Source organism: Streptomyces sp. NPDC043746, assembly GCF_056436485.1.
Genome location: NZ_JBWKCM010000012.1, coordinates 73300 through 90795, shown reverse-complemented (window position 1 = coordinate 90795; position 17496 = coordinate 73300). Strand labels below are relative to the sequence as shown.

At 72.0% G+C, this 17496-nt stretch carries 14 protein-coding genes; 9 read left to right on the top strand and 5 right to left on the bottom strand.

The features are described from left to right. Positions 1–17: 17 nt before the first annotated feature. Positions 18–1430: a Na+/H+ antiporter NhaA gene (gene nhaA / locus AC0682_RS15575; RefSeq protein WP_478533301.1), complete on the bottom strand. Its 1413-nt coding sequence runs from the start codon at positions 1428–1430 to the stop codon at positions 18–20. A gap of 232 nt (positions 1431–1662) precedes the next feature. Next, positions 1663–3660: an acetate--CoA ligase gene (gene acs, locus AC0682_RS15570; RefSeq protein ID WP_478533300.1), complete on the bottom strand. Its 1998-nt coding sequence runs from the start codon at positions 3658–3660 to the stop codon at positions 1663–1665. An 842-nt stretch (positions 3661–4502) separates the two neighbouring features. Here acs and AC0682_RS15565 point away from each other — a divergent pair. Next, positions 4503–5837 (top strand): polysaccharide deacetylase family protein, encoded by a 1335-nt coding sequence (locus tag AC0682_RS15565; RefSeq protein WP_478533299.1) that lies wholly within the window; start codon positions 4503–4505, stop codon positions 5835–5837. Positions 5838–5931: 94 nt separating this feature from the next. Here the strand turns inward: AC0682_RS15565 and AC0682_RS15560 are convergent, their stop codons facing one another. Beyond that, complete coding sequence (locus AC0682_RS15560; RefSeq protein ID WP_478533298.1) at positions 5932–6927, bottom strand: ATP-binding protein; 996 nt, start codon at positions 6925–6927, stop codon at positions 5932–5934. A gap of 102 nt (positions 6928–7029) precedes the next feature. Here AC0682_RS15560 and AC0682_RS15555 point away from each other — a divergent pair, with 102 nt between their 5' ends. Then, a complete protein-coding gene (locus AC0682_RS15555) occupies positions 7030–7854 on the top strand; it encodes a Fic family protein (protein ID WP_478533297.1) in 825 nt (274 codons plus the stop codon). 419 nt (positions 7855–8273) lie between these two features. Here the strand turns inward: AC0682_RS15555 and AC0682_RS15550 are convergent, their stop codons facing one another. Continuing rightward, entirely contained in the window at positions 8274–9122 is an 849-nt protein-coding gene (locus AC0682_RS15550; RefSeq protein ID WP_254812268.1) for an HAD family hydrolase, read from the bottom strand. Positions 9123–9623: 501 nt separating this feature from the next. Here AC0682_RS15550 and ssd point away from each other — a divergent pair. The 7 genes from ssd (at position 9624) to AC0682_RS15515 (ending at position 15037) form a co-directional block, all read left to right on the top strand. After that, a complete protein-coding gene (gene ssd / locus AC0682_RS15545; protein ID WP_478533296.1) occupies positions 9624–10769 on the top strand; it encodes a septum site-determining protein Ssd in 1146 nt (381 codons plus the stop codon). Then, positions 10766–11914: a TadA family conjugal transfer-associated ATPase gene (locus AC0682_RS15540; RefSeq protein ID WP_478533295.1), complete on the top strand. Its 1149-nt coding sequence runs from the start codon at positions 10766–10768 to the stop codon at positions 11912–11914. Before ssd ends, AC0682_RS15540 begins: the two co-directional genes overlap by 4 nt. Positions 11915–11937: 23 nt before the next feature. Next, positions 11938–12825 (top strand): type II secretion system F family protein, encoded by an 888-nt coding sequence (locus AC0682_RS15535; RefSeq protein ID WP_478533385.1) that lies wholly within the window; start codon positions 11938–11940, stop codon positions 12823–12825. A 32-nt stretch (positions 12826–12857) separates the two neighbouring features. Then, on the top strand, positions 12858–13724 hold the full coding sequence (locus AC0682_RS15530; RefSeq protein ID WP_478533383.1) for a type II secretion system F family protein: 867 nt from the start codon (positions 12858–12860) through the stop codon (positions 13722–13724). A gap of 84 nt (positions 13725–13808) precedes the next feature. Continuing rightward, positions 13809–14036, top strand: a complete 228-nt coding sequence (locus tag AC0682_RS15525) for a DUF4244 domain-containing protein (protein ID WP_478533294.1) — start codon at positions 13809–13811, stop codon at positions 14034–14036. Further along, positions 14023–14499, top strand: coding sequence for a TadE family type IV pilus minor pilin (locus AC0682_RS15520; protein ID WP_478533292.1), 477 nt, complete (start codon positions 14023–14025; stop codon positions 14497–14499). Before AC0682_RS15525 ends, AC0682_RS15520 begins: the two co-directional genes overlap by 14 nt. Beyond that, complete coding sequence (locus tag AC0682_RS15515) at positions 14471–15037, top strand: Rv3654c family TadE-like protein (protein ID WP_478533290.1); 567 nt, start codon at positions 14471–14473, stop codon at positions 15035–15037. The genes AC0682_RS15520 and AC0682_RS15515 overlap by 29 nt, the downstream gene beginning before the upstream one ends. Here AC0682_RS15515 and AC0682_RS15510 read toward each other — a convergent pair. Continuing rightward, positions 14988–17468 carry a DEAD/DEAH box helicase gene (locus tag AC0682_RS15510; RefSeq protein ID WP_478533289.1) on the bottom strand — a complete coding sequence of 827 codons (2481 nt, stop codon included), beginning with the start codon at positions 17466–17468 and terminating at the stop codon, positions 14988–14990. The genes AC0682_RS15515 and AC0682_RS15510 overlap by 50 nt on opposite strands. Positions 17469–17496 lie beyond the last annotated feature (28 nt).

The following is a 17496-nucleotide window of genomic DNA, read 5'->3' as shown; positions in this document are numbered from 1 at the left end:
ACACATCCGATGTCAGATCATGCCGGACTCTCCGGTCCGTTGCCCGCTGCCCCGGCCTGTTCGGCGCGACGGCGGTGCTCGGCCGCCTTCTCCTCGTGGATAGCGGCCATCCGCAGGTGGTACCCCGGATCGTCCTGCTCATAGATGTCCGGGACGCCGGATCCGTCCTCGTCCAGCTCCTCGGCCTCGAAGAGCGCGCGGTGCCGGCGGACCCGCATCCGGAGCAGGACGCAGGCGAGGAGGGCCGCGGCCAGCGAACCGATGAGCACGGCGGCCTTGATCTCGTTGGTCATCTCCGCGTCGTCCTGGAACGCGAGCTCACCGATCAGCAGGGAGACGGTGAAGCCGATGCCCGCCAGCGAGGCGAGGGCGAGTACGTCCGCCCAGGCCAGGTCCTTGTTCAGCTCGGCCTTGGTGAAGCGGGCCGCGAGATACGTACCGCCGAAGATGCCGAAGGTCTTGCCCAGGACCAGACCGAGCACGACGCCGAGGGTCTCGGGCCGGGTGAACACGCCTGCCAGGGCCTCGCCGTTCATGGACACCCCGGCTGCGAACAGCGCGAACAGCGGGACGGCGACCCCGGCCGAGACCGGGCGGACCAGGTGCTCGATGTGTTCCCCCTGGGAGTGCGCCTCGCCCTCCCGACGGGTGCAGCGCAGCATCAGGCCCATCGCGACACCGGCGATGGTGGCGTGCACCCCGCTGTTGTACATCAGGGCCCAGATCGTCAGGGCCAGGGGTACGTACACGTACCAGCCCCGTACCTCGAAGCGGAGCAGCAGGTAGAAGACGACCAGGCCGACGACGGCCCCGCCCAGGGCCAGGAAGTTCAGGCCCGAGGTGAAGAAGACCGCGATGATCAGGATCGCGAAGAGGTCGTCGACGACGGCCAGGGTGAGGAGGAAGGCGCGCAGTGCGGACGGGAGGGAGGCGCCGATCACCGCGAGGACGGCGAGGGCGAAGGCGATGTCGGTGGCGGTGGGTACGGCCCAGCCGGCGAGGGAGCCCCCGCCGACGACCACGGTGAGCGTGTAGACCAGGGCGGGCACCGCCATACCGCAGATGGCCGCCACCACGGGCAGAGCGGCTTTCTTCGGGTCCCGCAGCTCGCCGGCGACCAGTTCCCGCTTCAGCTCGACGCCCGCCACGAAGAAGAAGATGGCGAGCATCCCGTCCGCTGCCCAGTGCGCGACGGAGAGGTCCAGACCGAGGAAGTCGGGGCCGAAGTGGAACTTGCTGACCGCTTCGTACGAGCCGCCGAAGGTGTTGGCCCAGGTGAGCGCGGCCACGGCGGCGATGAGGAGGAGGATGCCGCCGACGGTCTCGGTGCGCAGGGCCTCGGCCACATAGCTCCGCTCCGGAAGCGGAAGCCTCCCGAAGAGGGTGCGGGACGAGGGGGGAGGGGTGGGGGTGGGGGTGGGCGGGGCCACGAAGGAGTCCTCCGAATCGGTATGGCGAAAACGGCATGGCTGATGACACGTGCCGACCAGACTTCCCGGCGCCCCTGTGGATATCTGTATGAAGTTATGACTGGAAGCGCCCACTCTACCTGGGGTGCCTTCATCACTACCGGTGACGGTCCACTACCCCATGATCTCCTCCCCGAACGCCGATGGGCACCCGGCGCGTGACCGGGTGCCCATCGGCGCTGTACGGGAGCCGCTAGTCCTCGGAGGAGGCCGACGGCAGCTGGGTGGTGATCAGGTCCATCACCGAGGAGTCCGTGAGCGTGGTGACATCGCCCAGCTCACGGTTCTCGGCGACATCGCGCAGCAGGCGGCGCATGATCTTGCCGGACCGGGTCTTAGGCAGCTCGGCCACCGGCAGCACCCGCTTGGGCTTCGCGATCGGGCCGAGCGTCGCTCCGACGTGGTTGCGGAGCTCCGCGACCAGGTCGTCGGAGGCGGTCGCCGTGCCGCGCAGGATCACGAACGCGACGATGGCCTGGCCCGTCGTCTCGTCGGCCGCACCGACGACGGCCGCCTCGGCCACCGACGGGTGGGAGACGAGTGCCGACTCGACCTCGGTGGTCGAGATGTTGTGGCCCGACACGAGCATGACGTCGTCGACCCGGCCGAGCAGCCAGACGTCGCCGTCCTCGTCCTTCTTGGCGCCGTCGCCCGCGAAGTACCTGCCCTCGAAGCGCGACCAGTAGGTGTCGAGGAACCGCTGGTCGTCGCCCCAGATGGTGCGGAGCATGGACGGCCACGGCTCGGTGAGGACGAGGTAGCCACCGCCGCCGTTCTCCACCTCGTTCGCCTCGTCGTCCACGACCGTGGCGGCGATGCCCGGCAGAGCGCGCTGGGCGCTGCCCGGCTTGGTCGCGGTGACGCCCGGCAGCGGCGAGATCATCATCGCGCCGGTCTCCGTCTGCCACCAGGTGTCCACGATGGGGCACTTGTCGGCGCCGATGTGCTTGCGGTACCACATCCACGCCTCGGGGTTGATCGGCTCACCGACCGAACCGAGGACCCGCAGGCTGCTCAGGTCGAACTTGGCGGGGATGTCGTCTCCCCACTTCATGAACGTACGGATCGCGGTCGGCGCGGTGTAGAGGATCGTCACGCCGTACTTCTGCACGATCTCCCAGAAGCGCCCCTGGTGCGGGGTGTCGGGCGTGCCCTCGTACATGACCTGGGTCGCGCCGTTGGCCAGCGGCCCGTAGACGATGTACGAGTGGCCGGTCACCCAACCGACGTCGGCGGTGCACCAGTAGACGTCGGTCTCGGGCTTGAGGTCGAAGACCGCGTGGTGCGTGTACGCCGCCTGGGTGAGGTAGCCGCCGGAGGTGTGCAGGATGCCCTTGGGTTTACCCGTGGTGCCCGAGGTGTAGAGGATGAAGAGCGGCTGCTCCGCCTCGAACGCCTCGGGAGTGTGCTCGGCCGACTGCCGGCCGGTGATCTCGTGCCACCAGACGTCGCGGCCCTCGGTCCAGGCGGTGTCCTGACCGGTGCGGCGGACGACGAGGACGTGCTCGACGTTGTCGATACGGGAGAGGGCGTCGTCGACCGCGGGCTTGAGCGCGGAGGGCTTGCCCCGGCGGTAGCCTCCGTCGGCGGTGATGACGACCTTGGCGTCCGCGTCCTGGATGCGGGTGGCGATGGCGTCGGCGGAGAAGCCGCCGAAGACCACCGAGTGCGTGGCGCCGATCCGGGCGCAGGCCAGCATGGCGACGGCGGCCTCGGGGATCATCGGGAGGTAGACGGCGACCCGGTCGCCCTTGCCGACGCCCAGCTCGGTCAGGGCGTTGGCGGCGCGGGAGACCTCGTCCTTCAGCTCCGCGTAGGTGATGGCGCGGCTGTCGCCGGGCTCGCCCTCGAAGTGGATGGCGACCCGGTCGCCGTTGCCCGCCTCGACATGCCGGTCCACGCAGTTGTACGCGACGTTCAGCTTGCCGTCCGCGAACCACTTCGCGAAGGGAGGGTTGCTCCAGTCGAGGGTCTCGGTCGGCTCGGTGGCCCACGTAAGGCGGCGGGCCTGCTCGGCCCAGAAGCCCAGCCGGTCCGCCTCGGCCTGCTCGTACGCCGCTGCGGTGACGTTGGCGTTGGCGGCCAGCTCGGCAGGCGGAGCGAACTTCCGCTCTTCCCGAAGCAGGTTGGCCAGGCTCTCGTTGCTCACGACTTCTCCCAGTCCCAGGGTGTCCGTTGTGTCCCGGGGCATAGCTCATCAGGCGCGGGGCCGGGTGACAAGTGTCTGCCGGGAATTGGTTTAGACCTGTGTCTTCGTGTATGGAAGCATGATCCCGCTCCGCTGGTCAGGGCGGCTTTACGACGTGTGTCCACGACGTGTGGCGCAAAGTCGCCCTGTCGGATTCCTGCTGTTGTCGGATGGGCGGCGTGGAGGTGTCCGGCGCGGGGGCGCCTGTTTGCGGAGTGGGGTCATCAGGTCTCACGGACCCGGGGTCCGTCCGGTTCAGACGGTGGGTCAGGCCGTGGTGCAGGCGTGGCGGGGTGGCAGGTGGATCAGGCGGTGGGGCGGGCTCCGGGAAGAGCCGCGAGGGGCTCTTCCCTTCAGGGGCGAGTCGGCCCAGCTCGTCGCGGACCGGGAGCGCGGTGTTCCGCTGGAACGAACTCAGGCCGCTCCGCAGGCGATGGGCGCCCCCAGGCGATTGGTGCAGACGAGCGCCGGCGGGACGGCGATGAGAAAGGCGGCGGTCGAGGCGGATGCATCCGCGCCCGCGACCCGTGGGCGGGCAGGTCGGCGGGTGGGGGCAGTGCGGCGGGACGCGCGGTCATGACGAGTGGGGGCGTAGGCGGACATGTTTCCCCTCTCCTGGGGCACGGTACGCGGCGGCAGCTCCTCAACTTCCAGTAAGTGAATGGTAACAGAGAGTGATGATTGGCCGTTCGCATGTGGGCATTTAGTTCATCAGATCACTCATTCAAGTGAATAGGCAGCTTTTCATTCGGCCTGTCGCTCTTCTCCCCGGTCGGTCGCGTGCGAGTTTGACCGCGCTGTGTCGGCACTCAACGCAGATAACCTGCAAGGAAGAGGGTGGGCGGATGATGGCCGCCACGAAGAGGATCGCCTTGGGCGTCATGGCCTCGGCGCTGGTCGCCGTACTCGCGGGCTGTTCCGGTGCCGGATCCGGGAGTTCCGCGTCCGGTGGCGCCGGTGCGGGAGCCGAGAAGGGTGCCCACGGCGCGAAGGAGAACGCTCCGCAGGCCGCCCCCAAGGGGGCCGTCAGGCTCATCGGCGACGGCTCCACCGCCTTCACCGGCGTCCAGCCGAACGTGCCGGCCGTCCAGCGCCTGGCGCCCGGTCAAAAACCCCCTCAGTTCGTGGTGTTCTCCTGGGACGGCGCCGGAGAGGACAGCCAGAAGCTCTTCTCGCACTTCCGCGGCGTCGGCAAGAAGTACAACGCGAAGATGACGTACTTCCTCAGCGGTGTGTATCTGCTGCCAGAAGAGAAACGATCCCTCTACGCCCCGCCGCAGCACGCGGTGGGCCGGTCCGACATCGGCTTCAACGACACCGAGGGCATCCGCAACACTCTCGCCGAACTGCGCGCCGCCTGGAAGGACGGCAACGAGATCGGCACCCACTTCAACGGACACTTCTGCGGCAAGGACGGCGGGGTGGGCACCTGGTCCGTCGAGGAGTGGAAGAGCGAGATCAGCCAGGCGAAAGCTTTCGTCAAGAACTGGAAGACCAACGTCCCCGAGCTGAAGGGCGAGGCGCCGCTTCCCTTCGACTACGACCAGGAGCTGGTCGGCGCCCGCACCCCCTGCCTCGAAGGCCAGAAGAACATGGTCGCCGCGGCTCGGACCATGGGCTTCCGCTACGACTCCAGCGGGGTCGGCAACCAGGTCTGGCCCAAGAAGAAGGACGGCGTCTGGGACATCCCGCTCCAGCTCGTCCCGATGCCCGGCCGCGCCTTCGAGACCCTCTCCATGGACTACAACTTCATGGTCAACCAGTCCGGTACGAAGACCCAGGGCGACCCCTCCCAGCACACGTACTGGGGCAACCAGATGCGCGACGGCCTCCTCCAGGCCTTCGACCGCTCGTACAACGGCAACCGGGCGCCGCTGATCATCGGCAACCACTTCGAGTCCTGGAACGGCGGCACCTACATGCGCGCCATCGAGGAGACCATCGCGAAGGTGTGCACCAAGGCGGACGTGCGGTGCGTGACCTTCCGGCAGCTCGCGGACTGGCTGGACGCGCAGGACCCGCAGGTGCTGGCCAAGCTCACCACGCTCGGCGTCGGTGAGGCGCCCAAGCAGGGGTGGAAGACCTACCTGGGCGCCCAGGCCGCCGCTGCTCAGCAGGGAGAGAAGGACAAGGCCGCCGGACCGGAGGCCGACGCCCCGGCCCCCCGGAACGCAGGCTAGCCGCGACGCACCGGACCTGCACCGCACCGGCCCGCGCCCTCTTCGCACCGCGGTGGCGGGAGGGTGTTCGGCGGGCCGGCCCGGGTCCGGAGGGTCAGGCGGGCGCGGGCACGGATGCCTCCGTGCGCGTCTGACCGAGGACGAAGGAGGGGTCGACCTGGGCGGCCAGGTCGGCGCCCGTCTTCTCGTTGCCCCAGCTCTCCGCGTTCTTCAGGTGGAAGTGCACCATCTGCCGCGTGTACCGCTCCCAGTCGCGCAGCCCGTACGAGTCCTCGGCGGCGTTCTGGAGGGCCTGGAGGGCCATCCGGTTCTCCGCCTCCAGCAGTTCGAACCGCGACGGCCGCCCCTTCTCCATGGACCGCACCCAGTCGGAGTGCCCCACCCCGATCAGCAGGTCGTCACCGACCTCCGCGCGCAGGAAGTCCAGGTCGTCCTGGCTCTGCACCTTGTTCCCGACGACCCTCAGCGCGACGCCGAAGTCCCGGGCGTACTCCTTGTACTGGCGGTACACCGACACCCCCTTCCGGGTCGGCTCCGCGACCAGGAACGTCATGTCGAAGCGCGTGAACATCCCCGAGGCGAACGAGTCCGACCCCGCCGTCATGTCCACCACGACGTACTCGTCCGGACCGTCGACGAGGTGGTTGAGGCAGAGCTCGACCGCCCCGACCTTGGAGTGGTAACAGGCGACCCCGAGGTCGGACTCCGTGAACGGGCCGGTGGCCATCAGCCGGACCTCCCCGTCGTCGAGCCGGACCGTACGCGCGCAGGCGTCGAAGACCGGGTTGTCCTCGCGGACCCGCAGCAGCCGGGAGCCCTCGCCGGGCGGCGTGGTCTTGATCATCGTCTCGGCGGAGGCGATACGGGGGTTGGTGCCGCGCAGATGGTCCTTGATGAGGGGGAGGTGCTCCCCCATGGCGGGCAGCGCGGCGGCCTCCGCCTCGTCGAGACCGAGGGCGGCCCCCAGGTGCTGGTTGATATCGGCGTCGACGGCGATGACGTGGGCTTCGTTGGCGGCGAGGTGGCGGATGAAGAGCGAGGACAGCGTGGTCTTTCCGCTGCCGCCCTTCCCGACGAAAGCGATCTTCATGTTCACCTAGGGTAGTGGGTCGACCGCAGTGCGCTGTCGATGTTCGTGAAGATGGCCACGTGGGCGCGGTCCGGGTGCAGGGGGCGCGTAGCCTCGCTACTTATGAGTACGCCTCCCTCGGATCCGCTCGCCACGCTCGGTTCTCTGCCCGGAGTGCCTGACGCCGTGGACTCCGTACGCAAGGCCGTCGACCGGGTCTACGGTCACCGCGTCATGCGCCGCCGCAGCAACGAGGTCACCGCCGAAGCCGCGCTGCGGGGCTCCCGGGGGTCGGCCGCGCTCGCCGGTGCCGACTGGAACCTGGAGGAGGTGCGCCGGCGCACCGACTTCAGCGGCGAGGGCGAGGCGCGTACGGTCGGCGCCGCGCTGAGGCTCACCGCCGAGGCCGGGCAGCTGCTCTCCATCTGGCGGCAGTCGCCGCTGCGGGTCCTGGCGCGGCTGCACCTGGTGGCGGCCGGTGGCGCCGCGCCCGACGACGCCGTCGGCCGTCCGAGGCTGGCCGGTGAGACCGTGGACGAGCCGCTGATCGAAGAGCCGCTCCCCGGCGCCGACGAGGTGGCCGGGCGGCTCGAAGGGCTCTCCCGGCTCATCATCGCGGGCACCACCGCCCCCGCCCTGGTGACGGCCGCGGTGGTGCACGGCGAGCTGCTGGCGCTGCGGCCCTTCGGTTCGCACAACGGCCTGGTGGCGCGGACGGCCGAGCGCATCGTGCTGATCGGCAGCGGACTGGACCCGAAGTCCATCTGCCCGGCCGAGGTGGGCCACGCGGAACAGGGGCGTGCGGCGTACGTCGCGGCGTTCGAGGGGTACACGGCCGGGACCCCGGAGGGCGTGGCCGCGTGGATCGCGCACTGCGGGCGCTCCGTCGAGCTGGGAGTGCGCGAGTCGACGGCGGTCTGTGAAGCCCTCCAGCGCGGCGCCGCGTAAGGGCTGTCCCGCAATCCCTGGCGGGCGCCCGGCGGGGCGAAGGGGCAGGGAAAAGGGTTGCGGCGGTACCGGAATGCGGTACCGCCGCTGGCACGTCCGCCCAGTTACCAAGCGTCCTCGTGAATTGCCCATCAGGTCGGGTGCTTTGCCCGTCACCTGGTGCGGCTGGCCCGTAATCGACGGGTCGACGTCGCGTGGGTGCTCGGCTTTCGTGCTCGGTCCGTGGGGCCGTCACTGCGTAACAGGTCATCCTCGCGGATGTCCTTGGTCTCGCGGGCCGTTGACTCCTTTGTACTCCAGGACGGGGGGAAGGGAAAGCCCTGGGCGGACTTCTTTACTTTTGGGTTCAATCAAGGGCGAATCGGGCGGCGCTGCCCGACGGTGCCGCCCGGTGGCGGGGCGTCCTGTCGTGGGTCGGTTCAGCCGGGCAGTGCCACGCCGCCTGCGGTGCGTCGGCGGCTGGCGTACCAGACGAGCCCCGCCGTGACGGCTGCGGCCCCGACCGCGGCGGCCGCGACGAGAGCCGGGCGCGGCGGCATCGAGAAGGCGGGCAGTCGCTGCTTCAGCCGGACCGGGCGGTTGAAGACGAGAACCGGCCACTCGCGGAGGGTTGCTTCGCGGCGCAGCGCGCGATCGGGGTTGACCGCGTGCGGGTGACCGACCGCTTCCAGCATCGGTACGTCGGTCGCCGAGTCGCTGTAGGCGTAGCAGCGCGAAAGGTCGTACCCCTCCGACACCGCGAGCGCCCGCACGGCCTCGGCCTTGGTCGGACCGTAGGCGTAGTACTCGATCTCTCCCGTGAAGCAGCCGTCGTCACCGACGACCATGCGCGTGGCGACGACGCGGTCGGCGCCCAGCAGTTCGCCGATCGGTTCGACGACCTCCGCTCCGGAGGTCGAGACGATGACCACGTCACGGCCGGCTGTGTGGTGTTCCTCGATGAGGGTGGCCGCCTCGTCGTAGATGATCGGGTCGATCAGGTCGTGCAGGGTCTCGGCGACGATCTCCTTGACCTGCTGGACGTTCCATCCCTTGCAGAGGGCGGAGAGGTAGGCACGCATCTTCTCCATCTGCTCGTGATCGGCGCCCCCTGCCAGGAACACGAACTGTGTGTACGCGGTGCGCAGTACGGCACGGCGGTTGATCAGTCCGCCTTGGTAGAAGGACTTGCTGAAGGTCAGCGTCGAAGACTTCGCAATGACCGTCTTGTCCAGGTCAAAGAAGGCTGCTGTGCGCGGCGAGAAGCAGTTTTCCACAACGCTGAGCATAGGGGCCCGCCATTCGGCGTAAAATCCGGCGCGTGGGTTTGCCTGAGAAGGCCGTCGGGTACACCATGGAAGTCACGGATCGTTCGCGACCGTGCTAACCCCGGTCCGGCTCCTCCCCCCCCGAGTCGGCCGTGGGGACGACCCCCGCTCTCCCCCCCGGCGGGGGTCGTCGCATGTCCGGATGCGTTTCTGGCTCCCGGGCCCAGCACTTCCCCTCCTTCCCGGCCCACGGGCCCGCTCGTGCGAGGCGTCGACGACGACTCCGCCTCGTCACAGTGTGTAGCAACAAGACTGCGCTCCGGAAGTCGCTGGTTCGGGTGACCGGGATATTCACAGCGTCGAAGTTGTCCACAGTTTTGGAGCAAGATCCACATCTTTTTCCGGAGTGCCGCACGTTGATTCCTCCCGCGAAGTGCGCGGGTACCGGAATCGCGCATCTCGGAAACGCTCCGAGATCGCCGCGAACCGCACTGAACAGGCAGTGGGAAGGGGGCGGAGATCGTGGCTGGATCCCTTGCGCGAGAAGGGCTGACGGTCGCCGGAGGGCGACGCGGCGGGCCGCTGATCGTGACGGAGGACATGGAGTTGCTCGACGACCTGCTGAGGCTCTGCGCGGCCGCCGGGGCGGAGCCGGAGGTCCATCACGGGCCGCCCGAGCGGCCCGGGCGGCGCGGCGGCTGGGAGCAGGCCCCGATGGTCCTGGTGGGCGACGACGCGGCTCCGCGGTGCCGCGGGGCCGCCCGCCGGAGGGGGGTGATGCTGGTCGGGCGGGACCAGGACGACCCGGACGTCTGGCGGCGGGCGGTCGAGATCGGGGCCGAATATGTGCTGCGGCTGCCGGAAGCGGAAGGCTGGCTCGTCGACCAGATCGCCAATGCGGCCGAGGGCGTCGGCCGACCGGCGCTCACCGTCGGGGTGATCGGCGGACGGGGCGGCTCCGGCGCATCGACGCTGGCCTGCGCACTCGCCATCAGCGCCGCGAGGGCCGGACGGCGGACGATGCTGATCGACGCGGACCCGCTGGGCGGCGGCATCGACGTCCTGCTCGGCGGGGAACGGGCCGAAGGTATGAGGTGGCCGGATTTCGCCCACTCGAAGGGGCGCCTGGGCGGCGGGGCTCTGGAGGACTCCCTGCCCGCACTCCACGGGCTGCGGGTGTTGAGCTGGGGCCGTGAGGAGGAGACGGCCATCGCGCCGCAGGCCGTGCAGGCGGTACTGGCCGCCGCGCGCAGGCTCGGCGGCGTGGTGGTCGTGGATCTGCCGCGCCGGGTGGACGAGGGCGTCGCGGAAGCTCTGGCCCAGCTCGACCTGGGCCTGCTCGTCGTGCCGGGCGAGCTGCGGGCGGTCGCGGCGGCGAAACGTGTGGCGTCCACGGTTCGCACAGTGCTGGACGACGTGCGGGTGGTGGCCCGGGGACCGTATGCGGCAGGCCTGGACGAGCGCTGGGTCGCCCAGGCCCTCGGCCTGCCACTCGTCGGTGAACTGCCCCTGGAGCCCGGCCTCCTGGCCGCCCAGGACGGCGGGACGCCGCCCGGAGGCAGCGCCCGGGGCCCGCTGGCCCGCTTCTGCGCGGAGTTCTGGGAGCAGACGGCGGCAGCGGGCGAGCCCGGCTCCGCCTCCACCCCGGCCGGGGGAGGGGCGCCGTGACCGACGCGCTGCTCGACGCGGTAAGGCAACGGCTGGCACGCAGTGGAGACGCGCCCACACCCGCCGGAGTAGCGGCCGCGCTACGGGCCCAGGGGCGACTGCTGGGCGACGCGGAGGTGCTCGGGGCGGCTGCCGAACTGCGCGGTGAACTCGTCGGGACCGGCGTGCTGGAGCCGCTGCTCGCCGACCCCGAGGTGACCGATGTGCTGGTGTCCGCGCCCGACCGGGTGTGGGTGGACCGGGGCGGCGGGTTGCAGTTGACGGGCGTCACCTTCCCGGACGCCGCGGCGGTGCGGCGACTTGCCCAGCGGCTCGCCGCGGTGGCGGGCCGTCGGCTGGACGACGCCAGGCCGTGGGTGGACGCGCGGCTGCCGGACGGGACGCGGATGCACGCCGTGCTGCCCCCGGTCTCCGTCGGCTCGACCTGCCTCTCCCTGCGGGTGGTGCGCCCGCGGGCGTTCTCCCTGGCGGAGCTGGTGGAGGCCGGGACCGTGCCGCCGGGTGGCGACCGGATTCTGCGCGCCATGGTGGAGGCCCGTCTCTCCTACCTGATCAGCGGAGGCACCGGCGCGGGCAAGACGACCCTCCTCGCCAGCCTGCTGGGCGCCGTCGGCGCGGACGAACGGATCGTTCTCGCCGAGGACTCCGCCGAGCTGCGCCCCGACCACCCCCATGTGGTGCGCCTGGAGTCCCGGCCCGCCAACCAGGAGGGCGCGGGTCGGGTCACCCTGCGCGATCTCGTACGCCAGGCGCTACGGATGCGCCCCGACCGGCTGGTGGTGGGAGAGGTCAGAGGAACGGAAGTGACCGAGCTGCTGGCCGCCCTGAACACCGGTCATGAAGGAGGCTGCGGCACTGTCCATGCCAACGCTGCCGAGCATGTGCCGGCCCGGCTGGAGGCGCTGGGGACCGCCGCCGGGCTGGACCGGACCGCCCTGCACAGCCAGTTGGCGGCAGCGCTCTCGGTGGTGGTCCACCTCGTACGGGACCGGGCAGGCCGACGCCGGATCGCCGACGTGCATGTCCTCGAACGGGACGCGGCCGGGCTGGTGTTCACCGTGCCCGCCCTGAGCTGGGGCGCCGAGGGATTCGTTCCGGAGCGGGGCTGGGCGCGGCTGGAGTCGCTGATCGGGGGCGCGCCGTGAACGGGGGAGCGCAGGGCTGCGCGATGTACCTGGCGGCCCTCTGCGCGGGCGCGGCGGTCTGGTTGGTCGCGATGCGGGAGCCCGGGGTACGAAGGGCGCGGGTCCTGTTCGTGGACGGGCCGGTCGAGCCACGGTCGGGGTGGCGGCCACGGCCTTCTCTGCTCAGGGCCCGGGCACTGGCCGTGGAGCGGCGCGAGTGGTGGTGCGTTCCGGTGGCGGTGCTGCTCGCGGTCCTGGGGGCGTCGGTGCTGCCACTGCTCGCGGGAGCCGTGGCGGTGCCGTTGGTGCGGAGGTGGCTGCGCGGTCGCGCCCGGCGGCGGCAGCGCGAGCGGGCGGCGGACACGGTGGCGGCGCTGTGCGGGGCCGTGGTCGGGGAGTTGCGGGCCGGACAGGAACCGGGCCAGGCCCTGTTGGCCGGGTTGCGGGAGTGCTCGGCGGAGGCGGGGCCGTCGGTCGGGGGCGGGTCGGGAGGCGGTGCGTGGCTGGGGGAGGCGGAGGCCGCCGTGCTTGCGGCCGCGCGGTTCGGGGGCGATGTGCCGGCCGCGTTGCGGCAGGCGTCGGACGGGCCGGGGCTGGAGGGCCTGTCGGGGATGGCCGCGTGCTGGCGGGTGGCGGTGGACGGAGGCGCCGGACTGGCGGCCGGTCTGGACCGCCTGGAGACGGCGCTCCGGGCCGACCGGCGCAGACGGGAGGAGTTGCGGGCCCAGTTGGCGGGTGCCTGGTCCACCGTCGTGGTGCTGGCGCTGTTGCCGGTGGCGGGGCTGGGGCTGGGTGCCGCGCTCGGGGCCGAGCCGTTGCGGGTGCTGCTCCACACACCGGGCGGGCTGCTCTGCCTGGTGGTCGGTGGGCTCCTGGAGGCGGCCGGGCTCTTTTGGGCCTGCCGGATCGTGCGTGGAGGGGAGGCGCCGTGAGTGCGGCGGGAGAAGTTCTCCACAGCCTGGGGATGCTGGGGGCGCTGGCGGGCGCGGGGGTGCAGCTCGTACTCGCCGTGACGGCGCGGCACCGGGGACGAGCGGTGCGAGGCCGGGGCGCGGTGCTGCTGGATGCCGCCCCGTCCCTACGACCGGGCCGGTGGTCCCGGGCGGCGGGCGTACGGGGCTGGGCGGGGAGCGGCGTTCGGGGCGGCGGTGGCGCGCGGGCGGCGGGCGGGTCCGGTGCGGATGACGGAGCCGGGTCTCGGCCTGGGGCCGGGGGGCGGGTCGACGTGCGACGGTGGGCGGCTCCGGCGGGGGCCTTGCTGACCGGATGGGTTCTGATCGGCGGGCCGCTGGGGTGTGCCGTCGGTTCGGCGGCGGCCTACGGGGCATGGCGGTGGCAGCGCTCCCGGCCCGGGCCCGGCCCGGGTGAGACCCGGGAGGAGCAGGCCGTCATCGCCGGGCAGCTCCCCCTGGCCGCTGATCTGCTGGCGGCCTGCGTCGCCGTCGGTGCCGGGCCCCGCGAGGCCGCGGAGGCCGTCGGCGAATCCATCGGCGGCCCGGTCGGCGACCGTCTTGCCCGCGCCGCTGCCGAGATCCGCCTGGGCGGGGAGCCCGCCGAGGCGTGGGGGCGGCTCGGGGAGATACCGGGGGCAGGCCCCTTGGCCCGCTGCCTGCACCGAGCCGGATCGACCGGGGCCCCGGCGGCGGAGCCGGTCTCCCGGCTGGCCGAGGCGATGCGTGCCGAGCGGGCCGGTGCGGCGGTGGCGCGGGCCCAGCGGGCCGGGGTGCTGATCACCGCGCCGGTGGGGCTCTGCTTCCTGCCCGCTTTCCTGGCGGTCGGGGTGGCGCCGGTGATCATCGGCCTGGCCGGCGGGCTGCTGGCGGCGGGGTAGCCCGCTCCGGCTCTCGTTCATGGGCGAGAGCCGCTCTCACGATTCGTGATCCACGAGATCCATCGATGTCCATCGGGGGAAGAAATGAACAAGAAGATCACAGAGCGAGCCATGGGCATGACCGCGGGGCTCGCGCGGTGGGCGGGAAGGCTCGGGCGCTCGTCCGATCGCGGAATGACCACCTCCGAGTATGCCGTCGGCACCATCGCGGCCTGTGCCTTTGCCGCCGTGCTCTACAAGGTGGTGAACAGCGGTCCGGTGCTGGCGGCGCTGCAATCCCTGGTCGAGGGCGCGCTCGATGCGAAGTTCTGAGGGCGGGACGGGCCGGGGGGCGGTTCGGCGGCGGGGCCCGGGGCGGGTGCGCTGCCGGAGACAGGCGGGAGAACCGGGCTACGCCCGGCGCCGGGACCGTGGGGCGGTGACGGCCGAGGCGGCGGTGGTGATCCCGGTGCTGGTGACCTTCGTCATGGCGTTGCTCTGGGTTCTGGCGGCGGCCGCGGACCAGATCCGCTGTGTGGACGCGGCACGGGCGGGGGCGCGGGCAGCGGCACGTTCGGAGCCGGAGGCGGCGGTGCTGGCAGCGGCGAGGGAGACGGCGCCCCGGCGGGCCCGGGTCGAGGTGGGGAGAGCGGGGGACATGTGGCACGTCCGGGTGGAGGCGCCCACTCCGGGCCCGGGCCCGCTGTCCCTGACGCTGAGAGCCGAGGCAGCCGCCTTGGCCGAGGACACGGTGGGGGGTGTCGGCCATGACGTCGATGACGTCGACGGGCCCTGAACGCGGCAGGTACCGGTCGCGCCGCCTCAGGCGCCGGGCCCGGCTCCGGGCCAGGGCCAGGCGGTCCGGGGGTCGGCACCCCTGGAAGGCGGCACGGACCGGAGAACGGGCGGCGTCGGACCGGGGGGTGGCGACCGTGTGGGTGGCGGTCATCGCGGCGGCCATGTGTGCCGTGTTCGCCGTTGTCCTGGCGCTCGGGCAGGCGGTGGCCGCGCGGCACCGGGCCGGCGGTGCCGCGGATCTGGCGGCACTGGCGGCCGCCGACCGGGCGTGGGAGGGCCCGGGGGACGCCTGTGGGGCGGCCCGGCGGGTGGCTCTGGCGCAGAACGCGGTGATCGTCCGGTGCGCGGTGCACGGGGAGATCGCGGACGTGGTCGCCCGGTCGTCCTTCGGGCCCTACGAGCCCGCTGTCAGAGCCCGCGCCGGCCCTCCGGCGGCTGCGCCGCACGCGGGGGCGGGCACGCCGCCGCCGTGGTCCGGCCCGACCGTCAGGTCTCGGGCCGGTCCGTCGCAGGGGGCTTGGGAGGTGCCGCCTTGAGGAGTTCGGTGAGCAGGCGTACGGCGCCCCGCTTGTGCAGGGGTTCGTTCCCGTTGCCGCACTTGGGGGACTGGATGCAGGAGGGGCAGCCGGCCTCGCACTCGCAGGAGGCGATCGCTTCGCGGGTCGCGGTCAGCCAGGTACAGGCGGTGTGGAAGGCGCGCTCCGCGAATCCGGCGCCGCCCGGGTGGCCGTCGTACACGAAGACCGTCGGCAGCAGGGTGTCCGGATGCAGCGGTGTCGAGACGCCGCCGATGTCCCAGCGGTCGCAGGTGGCGAAGAGCGGGAGGAGGCCGATCGAGGCGTGTTCGGCCGCGTGGAGGGCCCCGCCGAGGATCTCCGGGTTGACGCGGGCGGCGTCGAGCTGGTCCTCGGTGACGGTCCACCAGACGGCGCGGGTGCGCAGGGTGCGGGGAGGCAGGTCGAGCTTGGTCTCGCCCATGACCTCACCGGTGATGAGTCTGCGGCGGAGGAAGGAGACGACCTGGTTGGTGACCTCGACGGAGCCGTAGGAGAGCCGCCCCTGGCCCCAGGGGATCTCGGTGTCGGTCTCCAGGACGGAGATGGCGGTGGTGTCGCGGGCGACGGTCGAGTACGGGGGGTCGGCCTGCTCGACCAGGGCGACGGAGTCCTCCAGGTCCAGCTTGCGGACCAGGTGGGTGCGGCCCTGGTGGAGGTGGACGGCGCCCTCGTGGACCGCGGTGTGGGCGGCTGCCGCGTCGACTGTGCCCAGCAGGCGCCCGGTGCTCTCCTCGACGATCTGGACGGGGCGTCCGCCCCCGCCCCGGATGTCGGTGAGGTCGGCGGCCCGTTCACGGCGGGTCCAGTGCCAGCCCGACACCCGTCGCCGCAGCAGCTTCGCGGCCTCCAGCTGCGGCAGCAGCTCGGGCACCGCGGGCCCGAAGAGTGCGATGTCGGGCTCGGTGAGCGGCAGCTCGGCGGCCGCGGCACAGAGGTGGGGGGCCAGGACGTAGGGGTTGTCCGGGTCCAGCACGGTCGACTCCACGGGCTGCCGGAACAGCGCCTCGGGGTGGTGTACCAGATAGGTGTCCAGCGGGTCGTCCCGGGCGACCAGGACGGCCAGAGAGCCCTGCCCTGATCGGCCGGCGCGGCCCGCCTGCTGCCAGAGGGAGGCCCGGGTGCCCGGGTAGCCGCAGATGACGACGGCGTCGAGGCCCGAGACGTCGATGCCCAGTTCGAGGGCGGTGGTGGCGGCCAGCCCGAGCAGTTCGCCGGAGTGCAGGGACCGTTCCAGGGCTCGGCGCTCCTCCGGGAGGTAGCCGCCGCGGTAGGCGGCGACCCGCCCGGGCAGGGAGCGGTCCACCTCCGCGAGGCGCTCCTTCGCGATGACCGAGATCAGCTCGGCACCGCGCCGGGAGCGTACGAAGGCGACCGAGCGGACCCCCTGGACGGTCAGGTCGGTGAGCAGATCGGCGGTCTCGGCCGTGGCGGTGCGGCGTACGGGGGCGCCCTTCTCGCCGCGCAGGTCGGTCAGCGGGGGCTCCCAGAGGGCGAAGGCCAGCTCACCGCGCGGGGAGGCGTCGTCGGACACCTCCTCGACCGGCAGACCCGTCAGACGCCCGGCGGCGACCGAGGGGTCGGCGGCGGTGGCGGAGGCCAGCAGGAAGACCGGGTCGGCCCCGTAGCGGGCGCAGAGGCGGCGCAGCCGCCGCAGGACCTGGGCGACATGGGAGCCGAAGACGCCCCGGTACGTGTGGCACTCGTCGATCACGACGAAGCGCAGCGCGCGCAGGAAGGAGGACCAACGGGGGTGCGACGGCAGGATTCCGCGGTGCAGCATGTCGGGGTTGGTCAGGACGTAGTTCGCGTACTGCCGTACCCACTCGCGCTCCTCGACCGGGGTGTCGCCGTCGTAGACAGCGGGCCGGACGGCGTTGCCGAGGGGGGCCGCCAGGGCCTTCACGGAGCGCCGCTGGTCGGCGGCGAGCGCCTTGGTGGGGGCGAGGTACAGGGCGGTCGCCCCGCGGCCGTTGGGGGCCTCGGAGCCCTCCAGCAGGGTGCTGAGGACCGGGGCGAGGTACGCGAGCGACTTGCCCGAGGCCGTGCCGGTGGCGATCACCACCGATCGGCCGTCCAGCGCGTGCTCGGCGGCGGTCGCCTGGTGGGCCCACGGATGGTCGATCCCGGCCTTCCCGATCGCCGAGATCACTTCTGGCCGGATGCGATCCGGCCAGATGGCATGGGTTCCCGATCTGGGGGGCAAGTGCTCCGTATGAGTGATGCGCGCGGCCCGGCCCGCCCCTGCGGCGAGCCGGTCGAGGATCATGGCGGGAGAGGGGCGCGTGTCCCCACTCTCGGGTGGTCGTCCGGGACGGTGATTCTTGGCCATCGGCACCGAGTGTGTCACTGGCGTGACAGACAATGGTCCCAAGGCGTCGTGCATGGCTGCTGGTAAGTGATTGAATGCCATCGCGGCTGGCGATCCGTCCCCTGGCCTC